We start from the raw sequence: 16693 nt of genomic DNA on the forward strand, positions 1-16693 counted from the left end.
GATCAGGCAATCGTATCCAGATCCGCATTCCGCGTTTCCTTCAGGCACAGCACGGCAATCAGGCTGATCAAGGCCGCCGCCGACACATACCCGCCGACCCAGCTCAAGCCGCCCATTTCCACCAATTGCTGTGCAAAGAACGGCGCGACCGAGGCCCCGACAATGCCGCCGATGTTGTAGGCCGCCGATGCGCCGGTGTAGCGCACGCGGGTCGGGAACAGCTCAGGCAACATGGCCCCCATCGGCGCGAAGGTCACGCCCATCAGGAACAGCTCGATGGACAGGAACAGCGTCACGGCCCAGGTCGTGCCGTGGGTCAGCAGCGGCTGCATCAAGAAGCCCGACGCAATGGCCAGCACGCCGCCGATGATCAGCACGGGTTTGCGGCCGAAACGGTCGCTCGCCCACGCTGACAGCGGGGTGGCCAGCGCCATGAACAGCACGGCAAAGCACAGCATGGCGAGGAAGGATTCGCGGCTGTAGCCCAGCGTCTTGACCCCGTAGCTCAGGGAGAAAACCGTAGAGATGTAGAACAGCGCGTAGCACACCACCATCGAAGCGGCGCCTAGCAGCATCGGTGCCCAGTACTGCGAGAACAGCTCGGCAATCGGCATCTTCACACGCTCGTGGCGGGCGATGGCCTTGGCGAACACCGGCGTTTCTTCCAGCTTCAGGCGCACATACAGGCCAATCACCACCAGCACGGCGCTGAGCAGGAACGGAATGCGCCAGCCCCAAGAACGGAACTGCTCGTCGTTCAGCGTCATTGCCAGCGTCAGAAACAGGCCATTGGCGGCAAGAAAGCCGATCGAAGGGCCGAGCTGTGGAAACATGCCGAACCACGCCCGTTTGCCTTTCGGCGCGTTTTCGGTGGCCAGCAGCGCTGCGCCACCCCATTCGCCGCCAAGCCCAAGGCCCTGGCCGAAGCGCAGCACGCACAGCAGAATCGGCGCCCACGAGCCAATGGCGTCATAGCCTGGCAGCACGCCGATCAAGGTGGTGCAGATGCCCATCAGCAGCAACGAAGCTACCAGCGTCGATTTACGCCCGATGCGATCGCCGAAGTGGCCGAACAGCGCCGAGCCCAGAGGGCGTGCGAGAAAAGCGATACCGAAGGTCAGAAACGCCGACAGCATCTGTGCGGTGCTGGAGGTCTGCGGGAAGAACACCGGCCCGATCACCAGTGCGGCGGCGGTGGCGTAGACGTAGAAATCATAGAACTCGATGGCAGTGCCGATGAAGCTGGCAGTGGCCACGCGGGCGGCGGAATTGGCGGGCTGTGCCGCGCTTTCGCCACTGGGCTGATAGGTGGAAGTACTGGTCATTGCGGTGATCCCTGGCAGTCATCTTGCCTGTCAGCGGGCGAGGAAACGTTCTGCGCGCTGCGGCAATCGTTAATTATTTTGGGTACAGCGCTGAACAGACTAGCCCGGATGCGGGCAGGGTATTGGCAAAGCTCGGGATGAGAGCGGGCGCCAGGGGAGCTGCGAGAAGACGTCAGGCTGAGTGACTGGCCGACTCACGCATTGTGCGGGTAGCACGCGGGTCGGCGGGGCTGGGTAAGCGGCTCGATTATAGGAAGGGCTTCAGCGCGGAGACAAGTGTTTCAAACGCGCTGTACGAAAGTCTTGATACTCGGTCATGCTGCGTTGAAAACAGCCTCGGAATGCTCATTTACAACCCGTAGAGTCGAGCGCGACCCCGGCCGTTCCTCGGCTGTTTTCGCCTTGCCTTACCTTCGTCTCAAGGCTTTCATACGTAGATTAAATGACGTCTTTGGTCCGGCTGTTCTGCCACATCAGCACGCGCGTGACGCGGTTGTCTTCGGTTTCGAGGGTTTCCAGGCGATAGGGGCCGATCTTCAGGCATACCGAACTGTCGGGAATGGTTTCCAGCGCTTCAGTGATCAGGCCGTTGAGGGTCTTGGGGCCGTCGGCAGGCAGGTGCCAGCCCAGGCTCTTGTTCAAATCGCGGATCGACGCCGCGCCTTCGACCACCAGACGCCCATCGGGCTGCGGGTGAATGTGCGGGTTGTCGAGGGACTGCTCGCTTTCGAACTCGCCGACGATCTCTTCCAGAATGTCTTCCAGGCTGACGATCCCCAGCACTTCACCGTACTCGTCCACCACCACGCCCATGCGCCGCTGCTGCTTGTGAAAGTTCAGCAGTTGCATTTGCAGCGGCGTGCTCTCGGGGACGAAATAGGGCTCGTAGCACGCCGCCTTCAGCGCATCTTTGGTCAACTGTCCGCGGGGCAGCAGGTGGCTGATCATGCGCGTATTGATCACGCCCTCCACCTGGTTGATGTCGTTGTGATAGACCGGTAGACGCGTGTGGCGCGAGATGATCAGCTTGTCGGTGATCTCCTCGATGGTCTCGTCCAGATTGATGCCGTCGACTTCACTGCGCGGCACCAGGATGTCATTGACCGTCATGCTGTCCAGCGCGTGAATACCGGACAGAACCCGCGAGCGGCCGAACTGGCTTTCGTTGTCCTGATAGACGACGGCGCCCATGTCGTCGTCATCGGCAGCGGTGTCCGGGCGACGTTTGGACAGAAACGGGCGCAGCAGCAGTTTGGCGATGTTCTTGTACAGCCAGGTGAGTGGGCGCAGCAGGCGCATCGGGATGCGCAGCACATTGTTGCCCAGCAGCAGAATCGCCTCGGGCCGGCGTGCAGCCAGCTTGCGCGGAATGAATTCGGTAATGACCACCAATACGCTGGCGACGCCGATCCAGGCGATCAGTGGGCCATGGGAGTACCACCGGCTGATCGCCAGCAGCGTCGCCAGGATGCTGATCAGCACCTTGATCAGGGTGTTGCCCAGAATCAGGCTGTTGAGGTTGAACGCCAGCACGGGTTTGGGCGGTTCGGTCGAGCGCGGGTTGATGTGCACGGCGCGCAGGTTGTAATGCGCGGCCTCAACGGCGGTGAACAGCGCCGACCAGAGCGTGAGCAGAGCGAGCAGCGCGAGCATCGTGCCGGTGGGCAGGTTTTCCATGGTCAGCGCCCGTCAGATGTGCAGGATGTATTCGCGAACGAGCTTGCTGCCGAAGTAGGCGAGCATCAGCAGCAGGAAACCTCCCAGCGTCCAGCGAATGGCCTTATGGCCGCGCCAGCCCAGACGCGTGCGCCCCCACAGCAGCACACTGAATACGATCCAGGCCAGGATCGACAGCAGGGTCTTGTGCACCAGATGCTGGGCAAACAGGTTCTCGACGAACAGCCAGCCGGAAATCAGCGACATCGACAGCAGTGTCCAGCCGGCCCAGAGGAAGCCAAACAGCAGGCTTTCCATGGTTTGCAGCGGCGGGAAGTTCTTGATCAGGCCGGAAGGGTGCTTGTTCTTCAACTGATGGTTCTGCAGCAACAGCAGCAAGGCCTGAAACACTGCGATGGTGAACATGCCGTAGGCCAGGATCGACAGCAGAATGTGCCCGATCAGACCCTGTTCGCCGACGATTGGCTGCAGCGTGCCGGTGGGCGCGAATTGCGCCATCAGGGTGGTCAACAGACCCAGCGGGAACAAAAGGATCAGCAGGATTTCAACGGGAATGCGAATGCACGCCAGCATGGTCACGATGATCACCGCGACGGCGATCAGGCTGGCCGCGCTGAAGAAGTCCAGACCCAGACCAATCGGGCGTACCAGTTGGCCGAAAAGCGCGCTGGCCTGGCAGGCAACGGCGAGGGAGCCGATCAGGCAAAGCAGCCATTTGTCGGCCTTCTTGCCCTGACGCAGGCGAGTACCTTGATAGAGGGTCGCAGCGGCGTAGAGGACGGCGGCGGCGAGGCTGAATAGCAAACTCGGTAGCAAGGGGAACATAGATCCTGAAGGGCGTGCCCGAAAGCCGCTGAGTTTGGCATAGAACCCTCACGGCACGAAAGACCACAGAAGCAGACGTCATGGTGTCCGAGCGTCAGACTCTTCGCTATAATCCGCGACCTGCTCACACCACAGGCTTGCCGAGCGCTGTTCCCTCTATATATGCACCGCGCCATACGCTTCACATCATCGCGCGGGCTTCAGGGGCAGGGCCGCACCCACTGGGGTTCGTCGCGAACTCAAAGGATCACGCATGTTTGAAAATCTGACAGATCGTCTCTCGCAGACGCTGCGCCAGGTCACTGGCAAGGCCAAGCTGACCGAGGACAACATCAAGGACACTCTGCGTGAAGTGCGTATGGCGCTGCTCGAAGCCGACGTCGCCTTGCCAGTGGTCAAAGACTTCGTCAATCGCATCAAGGAACGCGCCGTTGGCACCGAGGTGTCGCGCAGCCTGACGCCGGGCCAGGCGTTCGTGAAGATCGTCCAGGCCGAACTCGAAGAGATGATGGGGGCCGCCAACGAAGAGCTGACCCTCAACGTCACGCCGCCTGCGGTCATCCTGATGGCGGGTCTGCAGGGTGCAGGTAAAACCACCACGGCGGGCAAGCTGGCGAAATTCCTCAAAGAGCGCAAAAAGAAAACCGTGATGGTGGTGTCGGCCGACGTCTACCGCCCGGCGGCGATCAAACAGCTCGAAACCCTAGCCAACGACATCGGCGTGACGTTCTTCCCGTCCGATATCAGCCAGAAGCCGGTGGCCATCGCCGAAGCGGCCATCAAAGAAGCAAAACTGAAATTCATCGACGTCGTGATCCTCGACACCGCCGGCCGTCTGCACATCGACGCCGAGATGATGGGCGAGATCCAGGCGCTGCACGCAGCGGTCAAGCCGGCTGAAACCCTGTTCGTGGTCGACGCCATGACCGGCCAGGACGCCGCCAACACGGCCAAGGCCTTTGGTGACGCCCTGCCGCTGACCGGTGTGATCCTCACCAAGGTCGACGGCGACGCCCGTGGCGGTGCTGCGCTGTCGGTGCGCGCCATCACCGGCAAGCCGATTAAGTTCATCGGTATGGGCGAGAAGAGCGAGGCACTTGAGCCTTTCCACCCGGATCGTATCGCCTCGCGCATCCTGGGCATGGGCGACGTGCTCAGCCTGATCGAGCAGGCCGAACAGACCCTCGACAAAGACAAGGCCGACAAACTGGCCAAGAAGCTGAAGAAAGGGAAGGGCTTCGACCTCGAAGACTTCCGCGATCAGCTGCAGCAAATGAAGAACATGGGCGGCCTGGGTGGCCTCATGGATAAACTGCCGAGCATCGGTGGCGTCAACCTGTCGCAGATGGGCAACGCGCAGAATGCCGCAGAGAAGCAGTTCAAGCAGATGGAAGCCATCATCAACTCGATGACCCCCGCCGAGCGTCGTGACCCGGAGCTGATCAGCGGTTCACGCAAGCGCCGTATCGCCATGGGTTCGGGAACGCAGGTGCAGGATATCGGGCGTCTGATCAAGCAGCATAAGCAGATGCAGAAGATGATGAAGAAGTTCTCCGCCAAGGGCGGTATGGCGAAAATGATGCGCGGTCTGGGCGGAATGATGCCCGGCGGCGGTGGTATGCCTCGCCTTTGACATGCAGCGCGCGGACCGTTCGTCCGCGCGTCTTTCTTTGGGATGACCTCCCGATGGCCCGCGAAAGCAGGCACTTATCCGCCGTCAATGACGGCGACCTCAAGGCAGATCTGAGCTTGCCGGTGCCCTGCGCCGGAAAAAGTCATTTGCAAACGTCCGGATATTCCTTAGAATATGCGGCCTTTCGGGCACCCGTGCCCGTTCGTGCACCTTAGATTTGCAGCACACTAACAGGAAATTGTTCAATGCTAACAATCCGTCTGGCCCTTGGCGGCTCCAAGAAGCGCCCGTTCTACCACCTGACTGTGACCGACAGCCGTAACCCACGCGACGGTTCGCACAAAGAGCAAATCGGTTTCTTCAACCCGGTTGCCCGTGGTCAGGAAATCCGTCTGTCCGTGAACCAAGAGCGTCTGAACTACTGGCTCAGCGTGGGTGCACAACCTTCTGAGCGTGTTGCTTCGCTGCTGAAGGAATCTGCTAAGGCTGCGGCCTGAGCAATATGAACGCGACGCCAGCTTCTGCCGACGATCTGATCGTCATCGGCAAGATTTATTCGGTACATGGCGTTCGCGGCGAAGTGAAGGTGTATTCCTTTACTGATCCGACTGAAAACCTGTTGCAGTACAAAACCTGGACGCTCAAGCGCGAAGGCAATGTGAAGCAGGTTGAGCTGGTCAGCGGGCGCGGGAGCGACAAGTTCCTGGTCGCGAAGCTCAAGGGTCTCGATGATCGTGAAGAAGCTCGTCTTCTGGCCGGTTATGAGATCTGCGTGCCACGCAACATGCTGCCTGGTCTGGACGACGGCGAGTACTACTGGTACCAGCTCGTTGGTCTGAAGGTCATCGACCATCTTGGGCAGTTGCTCGGGAAAATCGATCACCTACTGGAAACCGGCTCCAACGATGTAATGGTGGTCAAGCCCTGCGCGGGCAGTCTGGATGATCGCGAACGCCTGTTGCCCTATACGGAGCAATGCGTGTTGGCCGTCGACCTGGTTGCAGGCGAGATGAAGGTGGATTGGGACGCGGATTTCTAAGCAATGGCCAGCCTGCGCATAGAAGTCATCAGTTTGTTTCCCGAGATGTTCTCCGCCATCAGCGAATACGGCATTACCAGCCGTGCGGTGAAACAGGGGCTGTTGCAGCTCACCTGTTGGAATCCGCGGGACTACACCACGGATCGGCATCACACGGTGGACGATCGCCCTTTCGGCGGCGGCCCTGGCATGGTGATGAAGATCAAGCCCCTGGAAGACGCTCTGGTTCAGGCCAGGCAGGCGGCGGGGGATGCGGCGAAGGTGATTTACCTGTCGCCACAAGGCCGCAAGCTTGATCAGTCTGCGGTACGCGAGTTGGCACAGGAACAGGCACTGATCCTGATTGCCGGTCGTTATGAAGGCATTGACGAGCGCTTTATTGAGGCTCATGTCGATGAAGAGTGGTCGATTGGGGATTACGTGTTGTCTGGCGGTGAGCTGCCAGCCATGGTTCTGATCGATGCGGTTACGCGACTGCTGCCTGGAGCTTTAGGGCATGTAGACTCCGCGGAGGAAGATTCCTTCACGGACGGTCTGCTGGATTGCCCGCATTACACCCGACCTGAGGTGTATGCGGATCAGCGTGTTCCCGACGTATTGCTTAGCGGCAATCACGCGCACATCCGACGTTGGCGTTTGCAGCAGTCCCTTGGAAGGACCTACGAACGACGCGCCGATCTTCTGGAAAGCCGCTCGCTTTCTGGAGAAGAGAAGAAGCTGCTGGCGGAATATCTCCGTGAGCGGGACGATAGTTAACGTATCGATGGTAAATCCGACTGATTTACCTTAGGAGCACAGAGCATGACCAACAAAATCATTCTTGCCCTCGAAGCAGAGCAGATGACCAAAGAGATCCCTCCTTTTGCCCCGGGCGACACCATTGTCGTTCAGGTGAAAGTAAAGGAAGGTGACCGTTCCCGTCTGCAGGCTTTCGAAGGCGTTGTCATCGCCAAGCGTAACCGTGGTGTGAACAGTGCTTTCACTGTTCGTAAAATCTCCAACGGCGTTGGCGTTGAGCGTACTTTCCAGACCTACAGCCCGCAAATCGACAGCATGGCTGTGAAACGTCGCGGTGACGTTCGCAAAGCCAAGCTGTACTACCTGCGTGACCTGTCGGGTAAAGCAGCTCGCATCAAGGAAAAACTGGCTTAATTCCAGTTTTTTCGATGCAGAAAGAAGCAGCTTTCGGGCTGCTTTTTTTATGCCTGGTGGAAATGTTCAGGCCGCACAAAACGTGTGGGAGTGAGCTTGCTCACGAATGCTGTATCAGCTGTAAAAACTCGTCGCTGGATAACCCTTATCTGGAGCAAGCTCACTCCCAGATCATGTCTCTGTGGGTGATTTTGTATCGGACTAACGGATATGAAAGACTCCCTCCGTTTTCCCTCACTCAAGTCTGACCCCATGCCCGCCTTGGACCACCCCATGATCGACCGCTTCCTCGACGCCCTGTGGTTGGAGAAGGGCCTGTCTGACAATACCCGCGATTCGTATCGCAGCGACCTTGCGCTGTTCAATGGCTGGCTGCAGGAAAGGGGCATCGATCTGATGAATGTCGGGCGCGGGGTGATTTTCGATCACTTGGCCTGGCGTGTGGACAACGGCTACAAGGCCCGCTCATCTGCGCGATTTCTGTCCGGTGTGCGTGGGTTTTATCGCTGGTTGCTGCGGGAAAAGCTGATTGCCGTCGACCCCACTTTGCAGGTCGACATGCCGCAACTGGGCAAGCCACTGCCCAAATCCCTGTCTGAAGCGGACGTTGAAGCCTTGCTCGCAGCCCCCGACCTGAGCGAAGCCATTGGCCAGCGCGATCGTGCGATGCTGGAAGTCCTTTATGCCTGCGGACTGCGCGTGACGGAGCTGGTCAGCCTGACCCTGGAACAGGTCAACCTGCGCCAGGGCGTGTTGCGCATCATGGGCAAGGGCAGCAAAGAGCGCCTGGTGCCGATGGGTGAGGAGGCCATCGTCTGGGTCGAGCGCTACCTGCGCGATGGTCGGCCGCAATTGCTCAATGGTCGTCCCAGCGACGTGCTGTTTCCCAGCCTGCGTGGCGAGCAGATGACCCGCCAGACCTTCTGGCACCGCATCAAACTGCAGGCCAAGGTCGCCGGAATCGGCAAATCCCTGTCGCCGCACACCTTGCGCCATGCCTTTGCCACCCATCTGCTCAATCACGGCGCCGACCTTCGCGTGGTGCAGATGCTGCTGGGCCACAGCGACCTGTCGACGACGCAGATCTACACCCACATCGCCCGCGCACGCCTGCAGGAACTGCACGCAAAACATCATCCGCGCGGGTAATCGGCCAACAGGAAAATACGACGAGTCTTACATCAGTCGGCGTCGGCCTCGCGGGCCTTATGTGATAGGCTTTGCCGGTTTCGCAGATGGGAGCCCCGAAAAAGCTCTGTCTGCCCACCGCTCGAGGAGTTTTCATGCGCGTGACTCGTTTTATCGGTGCTGCTGTCGTAGCGCTGGCCAGTACCTTCAGCCTGTTCGCACACGCCGACGAGGCTTCCGACAAGGCCATCCGCAAAACCCTGGAAACGTTGAATCTGGAAATCCCGGTGGAGAGCATTTCCAGCAGCCCCCTCAACGGCCTGTACGAAGTCAACCTCAAGGGCGGCCGCGTGCTGTACGCCAGCGCTGACGGCCAGTTCGTCATGCAGGGCAACCTGTACCAGATCCAGGGCGGCAAGCCGGTCAATTTGACCGAGAAGGTCGAACGTCAGGCGATTTCCAAGACCATCAACGGTATCCCGACCGCGGAAATGGTCGTCTACCCGGCTGTGGGCGAAACCAAGTCGCACATCACCGTTTTCACCGACACCACCTGCCCGTACTGCCACAAGCTGCATGGCGAGGTGCCTGAGCTGAACAAGCGCGGCATCGAAGTGCGTTACGTGGCCTTCCCGCGTCAGGGCCTGGGCTCGCCGGGCGACGAGCAACTGCAGGCCGTGTGGTGCTCCAAGGACCGTCGTGATGCAATGGACCGCATGGTCGACGGCAAGAACATCAAGGCGCCCAAGTGCGATAACCCGGTCACCAAACAATTCGAGATCGGCCAGGCCATCGGCGTGAATGGCACACCGGCCATCGTGCTGGCCGACGGTCAGGTGATTCCAGGCTACCAGCCTGCGCCGCAAGTGGCGAAACTGGCGCTGAGCGCCGCCAAGTAATCCAATAACCAGTTCAACAGCGAGCCGCACTGTCATGCGGCTGATACCACGGTCGGCCTCGCGCCGGCCGTTTTACGGGGAGTTCATAGTGAAACCGGTCAAAGTAGGCATCTGTGGGCTGGGTACTGTCGGTGGCGGTACCTTCAATGTGCTAAAGCGTAACGCCGAGGAAATTGCCCGCCGTGCCGGGCGTGGAATCGAAGTGGCGCAAATTGCCGTGCGTACGCCAAACCCCAATTGCCAGATTACCGGTACCCCGACCACCTCCGATGTTTTCGAGGTGGCCATCAACCCTGAAATCGACATCGTCATCGAGCTCATCGGCGGCTACACCGTCGCGCGCGAACTGGTGCTCAAGGCCATCGATCATGGCAAGCACGTCGTCACCGCCAACAAGGCGCTGATCGCGGTTCACGGTAACGAAATCTTCGCCAAAGCTCGCGAGAAGGGCGTCATCGTCGCCTTCGAAGCCGCCGTGGCGGGAGGCATTCCGGTCATCAAGGCAATTCGCGAAGGCCTGTCGGCCAACCGCATCAACTGGGTCGCGGGCATCATCAACGGCACCGGCAACTTCATTCTCACCGAGATGCGTGAAAAGGGCCGTACGTTCCCGGACGTGCTGGCTGAAGCGCAGGCGCTGGGGTATGCCGAAGCCGATCCGACCTTCGACGTCGAGGGCATCGATGCGGCCCACAAACTGACCATTCTGGCGTCGATCGCATTCGGCATTCCATTGCAATTCGACAAGGCCTACACCGAAGGCATCACCAAACTGACCACCGCTGACGTCAATTACGCCGAAGCGCTGGGTTACCGCATCAAGCACCTGGGCGTGGCGCGCAGCACTGCGGCCGGTATCGAGTTGCGTGTGCACCCGACGCTGATCCCGGCCGATCGTCTGATCGCCAACGTCAACGGCGTGATGAACGCGGTGATGGTCAACGGTGACGCTGCAGGTTCCACATTGTTCTACGGCGCGGGCGCGGGCATGGAGCCCACTGCTTCGTCCGTGGTGGCTGACCTGGTCGACGTCGTTCGCGCGCTGACCACCGACCCGGAAAACCGCGTACCGCATCTGGCGTTCCAGCCTGATTCGCTGTCGGCCCATCCGATCCTGCCGATCGAGGATTGCGAAAGCGCCTACTACCTGCGGATTCAGGCCAAGGATCACCCCGGTGTGCTGGCGCAGGTGGCGAGCATCCTCTCCGAGCGCGGGATCAACATCGAGTCGATCATGCAGAAGGAAGCCGAAGAGCAGGATGGCTTGGTACCGATGATCCTGCTGACCCATCGCGTGGTCGAGCAGAGCATCAACGACGCCATTGAGGCACTGGAGGCGCTGGAAGGCGTCGCGGGCCCGGTTGTCCGCATCCGCGTCGAACATTTGAACTGAAGCGGCAAGCTTCGAGCTGCAAGCTTCAAGCAAGATCAAAATCACATCGCGGCGAGCTTCTCTACGCAGACTGAAGGTAAAAACGGATTCGCTTTTACTTGTCGCTTGCAGCTCGAAGCTCGTCGCTCAAACCGAAGGTTTGACTTATGCGCTACATCAGTACTCGCGGCCAGGCACCGGCCCTGAATTTCGAAGACGTCCTGCTCGCCGGCCTGGCCAGTGACGGCGGTCTGTACGTTCCTGAAAACCTGCCACGCTTTACCCAGGAAGAAATCGCCTCCTGGGCCGGCCTGCCGTACCACGAGCTGGCGTTCCGGGTCATGCGCCCGTTCGTCACCAGCAGCATTCCCGATGCCGATTTCAAGAAGATCCTCGAAGAAACGTACTCTTCATCAGAGCAGGGCGTGTTCGCCCATAGCGCGGTCGCTCCGCTGCGTCAACTGAACGGCAACGAATGGGTCATGGAGCTGTTCCACGGCCCGACCCTGGCGTTCAAGGACTTCGCCCTGCAACTGCTGGGTCGCCTGCTGGATTACGTGCTGGAAAAACGCGGCGAGCGCGTGGTGATCATCGGCGCTACCTCCGGTGATACCGGTTCTGCGGCCATCGAAGGCTGCCGTCGTTGCGACAACGTCGACATCTTCATCCTGCACCCGAACAACCGCGTCTCGGACGTTCAGCGCCGTCAGATGACCACCATCTTCGGCGACAACATCCACAACATCGCCATCGAAGGCAACTTCGACGACTGCCAGGAAATGGTCAAGAACAGCTTCGCTGACCAGAGCTTCCTCAAAGGCACGCGACTGGTCGCGGTGAACTCGATCAACTGGGCGCGGATCATGGCCCAGATCGTTTACTACTTCCATGCTGCGCTGCAATTGGGCGGACCTGCGCGATCGGTGGCATTCTCGGTGCCTACCGGCAACTTCGGTGACATCTTCGCCGGTTACCTGGCCCGCAACATGGGTCTGCCGATCAGCCAGCTGGTCGTCGCCACCAACCGCAACGACATCCTGCACCGCTTCATGAGCGGCAATCAGTACGTCAAGGAAACCCTGCACGCCACGCTGTCGCCGTCCATGGACATCATGGTGTCGTCGAACTTCGAACGTCTGCTGTTCGACATGCACGGTCGCAACGGTGCGGCAATTGCCGAGCTGATGGACAGCTTCAAGAAAGGTGGCGGTTTCAGCGTCGAAGAAGACCGCTGGACCGAAACCCGCAAGCTGTTCGATTCCCTGGCTGTCAGTGACGAGCAAACCTGCGAAACCATCGCTGAAGTGTTCGCCAGCACCGGTGAGCTGCTCGATCCGCATACCGCCATTGGCGTCAAGGCCGCACGCGACTGCCGCCGCAGCCTGGATACCCCGATGGTGATCCTGGGCACCGCGCATCCGGTCAAATTCCCGGAAGCCGTGCAGAAAGCCGGTGTAGGAAAAGCACTCGAATTGCCTGCACATTTGTCTGATTTGTTCGAGCGTGACGAGCGCTGCACTGTCCTGCCGAATGACCTGAAAGCCATGCAGGCCTTTGTCAGCCAGCACGGCAACCGCGGCAAGCCGCTCTGATCGTAGTGCTGTGTAACAAACAAAGGCCCGCTCCCCAGCGGGCCTTCTCGTTTCTGCATGCCACACTTGCGGCAACTTTCGCTTTTCGCAAACAACTCAGTGGCGGTAGAACACATGAACATGGACACGCAAGGAATGCCCGTCCAGCCCAACCTATCCAGATACACGCTGTGGGCGCTGTTACTGCTCGCGTACCTCTGGAGTCAGGCCAGTCAGGCAGCGCAACGGCTGCCGTTCACCCTGGCGCCCCCTTTTCTCAGTCAGCAGGCATTGGCACTTGAGCCGCATGAACGACAATGGCTGGACGACCGGAACGTGCTTCGGGTCGGCATCGCCATTGCCGATTACGAACCGATCGATATCACCAGCGATCACAACCGCTATCAAGGCATCAGCGCCGATTACCTGAGCATTGTGGGTGCCAAACTGGCGACCCCCGTGAGGGTGCTGGGATTTTCCAAGCGCGAACAGGCGGTCGCGGCGTTGCAGTCCGGAGAGATCGATCTTCTGACCAACGCCAACGGCTATGAACGGGGCATCGAGGGGCTCGCGTTCACTCGCGCCTACCTGGCTGACCGGGCTGTCGTGGTGGGCCGCGGAGCAGACCTCAGCTTTTTCTCCTCGCTTGAAGGCAAACGGATTGCCCTGCTGGACGGCTACGCTGACGCCGCGGCTGTACATCGGGCCTATCCCGATAGCGAAATCATCTTGGCACCGACGCTGCACAGCGCTATGGAGGCACTGGCGCAAGGCGATGTGGATGCGTTCATCGGCAACGAAATCGTGGTGCGTTCCTACACTGCGTTGCGTCCTTTCCTCAATCTGCAGATCAAGTTCGACAGCCTGTTGCCGTCGGCCGGCATTGCCTTTGCCGTGCGCAGCGACAACACATCGCTGCGCAGGTTGTTTGATCGGGCTTTGGGTGGTCTGGACGAATCGCTCAACCGGGAAATCCTCAGACGCTGGACTTCGGGGCTGGGAGCCGAGGTCGAGGGGCAGCGGATTCGTCTGAGCGCTGACGAGCAGCAGTGGGTACGTCGACACCCGCAGGTCACGGTGGCCTCCACCCATCACCCGCCCTACATCTTCAAGGATGAAAACGGGCAGTGGGCGGGGCTGAACGTTGAAGTGCTGGAGCGCATTTCACGTATGACCGGACTGGATTTCGTCCATCAGTCGATGCCCTCCACCCAAGCGGCGCTGCAGACCCTGAGTTCGGGTCAAGCCGACATGAATACCACCTTGGCCGAGACGTCCGGGCGCAGGATGTTTCTGGACTTCAGCTATGCCTACGGCGGTAACAGTTGGGTTTATGTCGTGCGTGCTGACGAGGCGTCACCGCCCACGCTGGTCGAGATGTCGGGGCAGGTCCTGGCCATGCCGATGAGTCACGCGTTGCTGGATTACATCCGCACCCGCTATCCGGAAGTTCTTCTGCAGCTGGTGCCCACCTACGCAGAGGCGCGCAGGCTGGTGGAAATCGGCCATGCACAGGCGACCATCCAGAACGAAGCCGGGGCGTGGGGCTATCCCCCCGGAAAGCTGAAAGTGGGGCGTAGTGTCGATGGCCTGTGGTCGCCTGATCGCTTCGCGGTGGTGAAGGCTCAGCCTGAGCTGTTGAGCATCCTCAACAAGGCCCTCGATGAGTTTCCGGTCGCGGAAATGCGCGCCATCCGCATGAAATGGCTGGGGACGATGCTACCGCAGCCTTCCATTTGGCAACGAATTCCGCAATGGGTCCTCTGGACGTGCGGGATCGCCATTCTGCTGGGACTGGTCTCGCTCACCTGGCAAAGCCGCCTCAATGGCCTCATCGCGGGACGTCAGCGCATCGAAGAACAGCTTCACGACCAACAGGCGTTTACCCAGGCGCTGCTACAGGGGCTTCCCGATCCGGTTTACGTACGGGACCTGCAAGGGCGACTGGTCTCCTGCAATAGTGGTTACGAGGCCAGCATCGGGATTAGTTACGAGCAGATGAAGGGGCGCCGGGTGATCGATATCGACCTGATCCCCCGTGAGCAGGCCGGGCAGATGCACGCCGATCACATGGCGCTGTTGCAGACCCGCAAGGCCATGCTGACAGACAGCGTGCTGGTGCTGGCTGACCGCCGGATCGACACCCGGCAATGGCGTGCGCCTTTCTACCGTGCCGATGGTCAGGTGCAGGGGGTGGTAGGCGGATGGACCGACATCAGCGAGCTCAGACGCCTCGAAGAGGCACTGGCTAAGGCCCGGCTGGAGCTCCAGGCGTCGTGCTCATGATCCTGAATTCCGTCTGTCACAATCGGCAGGCATGCTCCATGAACGGCGGCAGCAATCGTCCGATTTTCGGCGCACAGAACTTTGCGCGGGTGCCGATGGTCATTGATAAGCACCTTTGCATTCAAACAGTTGAGTGGTGATCCAGATGGAAAATATCAGCTTACTGCTAAGCGAAGCCCTGGCACCGTATCAGGCAAGCCTGGGAACGGTCGGGGTCAATGGCGAGCGTCTGGTGACGCTGAGAAATGCAGCCGGTGCGATCGTGATCGAACGTGTGTATTACGCTGCGCAATTGTGTGACAAGCGTCAGTTGACCGATGTGGTCGACGGGCTGCACCGCGATCTGATGGTCGCTGAGGGACGCATCGAACCGTGCGTCATCGCCGCCATGCGTAATGCGACACAGGTCAACAATTTCGCCGCCGGTCGAGCTTTTGTCTGAGCGGCGGGGAACCTTATCTATTGAATAGGCTCCTATCCATTACGGCAGGCGCAGGCATTGTGCTCCGGTGTTTATGTTGCCTGCCGTACGGGTCCAAGAAGGACCACGGTTGACCCCGAGTAGTCTCCCCGCTGCTCGGGGTTTCTTTTTGCCTGCGATTTCAGTTTTCCGGCGCGTCGAAAAAGGTCTGCGCGTCGCGCAGATATTCCTCTTTCTTGACCATCCATTGCGCGTAGAAGCCGATCAGCTTGGTGGTCCGGAGCACGCGCATTTCCCGGTTGATCACCTCCATGGCCGCGCGGCCCTTGTCGTTCTTCGAACAGCCGATGTGGGCGAACTGGTACTTGGGCGCGTCCTTGACCGGGAAGAATTCCAGCTCCGTCAGCGCAATGTTCTGCTGCTGAGCGTGATAACGCGCCTCCGGCCAGTAACTGATGATGGCCTGGAAACGGTCCATGCGTTCCATCTGCAACATGCTGCCCACCGCGGCGTTACCGTAGTGCAGGATCAGGTTGTCCTGTTGCGGGGTAGTGCGCAGGATCTTGTCGATGGTCGGGCCGTAGCTGCGTTCGGCGACGATGCCCACCTTGACAGTATTGCTCGCCAGCAACGCGGACAGGTCCAGATGGCCGTCTGCTGTCAGGAACGGCGCGAACTTCTCGTGATTGCTCTTCTCGATGGTCACGCCATTGCCTGGCGTGGCATAGGTCGGGATCGAAAACAGAATGGTTTTATCCCGCTCTGGCGTCCACAACAGGGTGGGGTCGCAGGCGAACACGTCAGGATCCTGAAGCATCTGCGTGCCGCGCGCGCGATTGACGTGCATGATCTGGTGATTGTATTCGGGCATTCGCTCGATGAGTTCGGGCATCAGCCGGTCGATGGCGCCCTGGCCTGTCTGCGGGCCGGCGAAGATGGTCAGCGGAGGAAAATCGCGCAGCAGCCAGGTCAGGGTTTCCTTGGCGTGGGCGGTGCCGGGCGTCGTGCTCAGTACCGATGTCGCGAGCAGGACAAAGAGCCCGGATCTGTTAAAACGCGGGTAGCAATTGACCATCCGTCGATGTAAATCCCGAAAAAACTGACTGGAGGCGATGCTGGCGTGGCCCTGGGGAACAGGGCCTGAGTGCGCAACGGGCCGCTCTGTAAACTTCATTCTAGAGGGTCTCGCATCAAGGTATCGGCGTTGTAGTCCATTTGTTTAACACTCGTCACCGTCGCATCAGTAAAGCACTGCGCCGACGCTTCGCACGTTCATTTTCGCAAGGACGTCGATCAATCATCGAGTCTGGTCGTTCAACGGCCATGCATCGGTTAGACTTGGCGCCTTTCCCGTCTTTAGAAGTC

Annotated in this window: 15 protein-coding genes and 1 pseudogene; 12 read left to right on the forward strand and 4 right to left on the reverse strand. The window is 59.8% G+C overall.

What is annotated here, in order from left to right:
- Positions 1-2: 2 nt before the first annotated feature.
- The 3 genes from AC07V9_RS10180 to AC07V9_RS10190 all read right to left on the reverse strand — a co-directional run bounded on the left by AC07V9_RS10180 (position 3) and on the right by AC07V9_RS10190 (position 3827).
- Positions 3-1325, reverse strand: coding sequence for an MFS transporter (locus AC07V9_RS10180; protein ID WP_495015591.1), 1323 nt, complete (start codon positions 1323-1325; stop codon positions 3-5).
- Positions 1326-1763: 438 nt separating this feature from the next.
- Positions 1764-3002 carry a CNNM domain-containing protein gene (locus AC07V9_RS10185; RefSeq protein WP_495015592.1) on the reverse strand — a complete coding sequence of 413 codons (1239 nt, stop codon included), beginning with the start codon at positions 3000-3002 and terminating at the stop codon, positions 1764-1766.
- 12 nt (positions 3003-3014) lie between these two features.
- Positions 3015-3827: a cytochrome C assembly family protein gene (locus AC07V9_RS10190; protein ID WP_495015593.1), complete on the reverse strand. Its 813-nt coding sequence runs from the start codon at positions 3825-3827 to the stop codon at positions 3015-3017.
- 253 nt (positions 3828-4080) lie between these two features.
- Between AC07V9_RS10190 and ffh the strand changes: the two genes are divergently transcribed.
- The 12 genes and pseudogenes from ffh to AC07V9_RS10250 all read left to right on the forward strand — a co-directional run bounded on the left by ffh (position 4081) and on the right by AC07V9_RS10250 (position 15349).
- On the forward strand, positions 4081-5460 hold the full coding sequence (gene ffh, locus AC07V9_RS10195; RefSeq protein WP_495015594.1) for a signal recognition particle protein: 1380 nt from the start codon (positions 4081-4083) through the stop codon (positions 5458-5460).
- Between the two features lie 245 nt (positions 5461-5705).
- Positions 5706-5957, forward strand: a complete 252-nt coding sequence (rpsP, locus tag AC07V9_RS10200) for a 30S ribosomal protein S16 (RefSeq protein ID WP_166593605.1) — start codon at positions 5706-5708, stop codon at positions 5955-5957.
- Between the two features lie 5 nt (positions 5958-5962).
- Positions 5963-6499: a ribosome maturation factor RimM gene (gene rimM, locus AC07V9_RS10205; protein WP_495015595.1), complete on the forward strand. Its 537-nt coding sequence runs from the start codon at positions 5963-5965 to the stop codon at positions 6497-6499.
- A 3-nt stretch (positions 6500-6502) separates the two neighbouring features.
- The gene (gene trmD, locus AC07V9_RS10210) at positions 6503-7255 is read left to right on the forward strand and encodes a tRNA (guanosine(37)-N1)-methyltransferase TrmD (RefSeq protein WP_495015596.1); all 753 of its coding nucleotides are present in this window, start codon (positions 6503-6505) and stop codon (positions 7253-7255) included.
- Positions 7256-7300: 45 nt separating this feature from the next.
- Complete coding sequence (gene rplS / locus AC07V9_RS10215) at positions 7301-7651, forward strand: 50S ribosomal protein L19 (protein ID WP_003440273.1); 351 nt, start codon at positions 7301-7303, stop codon at positions 7649-7651.
- A gap of 252 nt (positions 7652-7903) precedes the next feature.
- The gene (gene xerD / locus AC07V9_RS10220; protein WP_495015597.1) at positions 7904-8800 is read left to right on the forward strand and encodes a site-specific tyrosine recombinase XerD; all 897 of its coding nucleotides are present in this window, start codon (positions 7904-7906) and stop codon (positions 8798-8800) included.
- Between the two features lie 134 nt (positions 8801-8934).
- The gene (dsbC, locus tag AC07V9_RS10225; RefSeq protein ID WP_495015598.1) at positions 8935-9678 is read left to right on the forward strand and encodes a bifunctional protein-disulfide isomerase/oxidoreductase DsbC; all 744 of its coding nucleotides are present in this window, start codon (positions 8935-8937) and stop codon (positions 9676-9678) included.
- Between the two features lie 88 nt (positions 9679-9766).
- Positions 9767-11071 (forward strand): homoserine dehydrogenase, encoded by a 1305-nt coding sequence (locus AC07V9_RS10230; RefSeq protein ID WP_495015599.1) that lies wholly within the window; start codon positions 9767-9769, stop codon positions 11069-11071.
- Positions 11072-11217: 146 nt separating this feature from the next.
- The gene (thrC, locus tag AC07V9_RS10235) at positions 11218-12642 is read left to right on the forward strand and encodes a threonine synthase (RefSeq protein ID WP_495015600.1); all 1425 of its coding nucleotides are present in this window, start codon (positions 11218-11220) and stop codon (positions 12640-12642) included.
- A gap of 135 nt (positions 12643-12777) precedes the next feature.
- Positions 12778-14898: pseudogene (locus AC07V9_RS10240) on the forward strand (transporter substrate-binding domain-containing protein); the annotation flags it as partial.
- A gap of 5 nt (positions 14899-14903) precedes the next feature.
- The gene (locus AC07V9_RS10245; RefSeq protein WP_495015601.1) at positions 14904-15047 is read left to right on the forward strand and encodes a hypothetical protein; all 144 of its coding nucleotides are present in this window, start codon (positions 14904-14906) and stop codon (positions 15045-15047) included.
- 5 nt (positions 15048-15052) lie between these two features.
- The gene (locus AC07V9_RS10250) at positions 15053-15349 is read left to right on the forward strand and encodes a DUF3509 domain-containing protein (protein WP_495015602.1); all 297 of its coding nucleotides are present in this window, start codon (positions 15053-15055) and stop codon (positions 15347-15349) included.
- Between the two features lie 160 nt (positions 15350-15509).
- Here AC07V9_RS10250 and AC07V9_RS10255 read toward each other — a convergent pair whose 3' ends face one another.
- Complete coding sequence (locus AC07V9_RS10255; protein WP_495015603.1) at positions 15510-16403, reverse strand: TIGR02285 family protein; 894 nt, start codon at positions 16401-16403, stop codon at positions 15510-15512.
- Positions 16404-16693: the final 290 nt, after the last annotated feature.

The sequence above is a fragment of the Pseudomonas sp. GW821-FHT02A11 genome (assembly GCF_059421985.1).

What these genes read in the sequence shown, in the direction of transcription:
- AC07V9_RS10180 (WP_495015591.1), bottom strand. Translation starts at nt 1,325, where the DNA reads ATGACCAGTACTTCCACCTATCAGCCCAGTGGCGAAAGCGCGGCACAG.
- AC07V9_RS10185 (WP_495015592.1), bottom strand. Translation starts at nt 3,002, where the DNA reads ATGGAAAACCTGCCCACCGGCACGATGCTCGCGCTGCTCGCTCTGCTC.
- AC07V9_RS10190 (WP_495015593.1), bottom strand. Translation starts at nt 3,827, where the DNA reads ATGTTCCCCTTGCTACCGAGTTTGCTATTCAGCCTCGCCGCCGCCGTC.
- ffh (WP_495015594.1), top strand. Translation starts at nt 4,081, where the DNA reads ATGTTTGAAAATCTGACAGATCGTCTCTCGCAGACGCTGCGCCAGGTC.
- rpsP (WP_166593605.1), top strand. Translation starts at nt 5,706, where the DNA reads ATGCTAACAATCCGTCTGGCCCTTGGCGGCTCCAAGAAGCGCCCGTTC.
- rimM (WP_495015595.1), top strand. Translation starts at nt 5,963, where the DNA reads ATGAACGCGACGCCAGCTTCTGCCGACGATCTGATCGTCATCGGCAAG.
- trmD (WP_495015596.1), top strand. Translation starts at nt 6,503, where the DNA reads ATGGCCAGCCTGCGCATAGAAGTCATCAGTTTGTTTCCCGAGATGTTC.
- rplS (WP_003440273.1), top strand. Translation starts at nt 7,301, where the DNA reads ATGACCAACAAAATCATTCTTGCCCTCGAAGCAGAGCAGATGACCAAA.
- xerD (WP_495015597.1), top strand. Translation starts at nt 7,904, where the DNA reads ATGCCCGCCTTGGACCACCCCATGATCGACCGCTTCCTCGACGCCCTG.
- dsbC (WP_495015598.1), top strand. Translation starts at nt 8,935, where the DNA reads ATGCGCGTGACTCGTTTTATCGGTGCTGCTGTCGTAGCGCTGGCCAGT.
- thrC (WP_495015600.1), top strand. Translation starts at nt 11,218, where the DNA reads ATGCGCTACATCAGTACTCGCGGCCAGGCACCGGCCCTGAATTTCGAA.
- AC07V9_RS10245 (WP_495015601.1), top strand. Translation starts at nt 14,904, where the DNA reads ATGATCCTGAATTCCGTCTGTCACAATCGGCAGGCATGCTCCATGAAC.
- AC07V9_RS10250 (WP_495015602.1), top strand. Translation starts at nt 15,053, where the DNA reads ATGGAAAATATCAGCTTACTGCTAAGCGAAGCCCTGGCACCGTATCAG.
- AC07V9_RS10255 (WP_495015603.1), bottom strand. Translation starts at nt 16,403, where the DNA reads ATGGTCAATTGCTACCCGCGTTTTAACAGATCCGGGCTCTTTGTCCTG.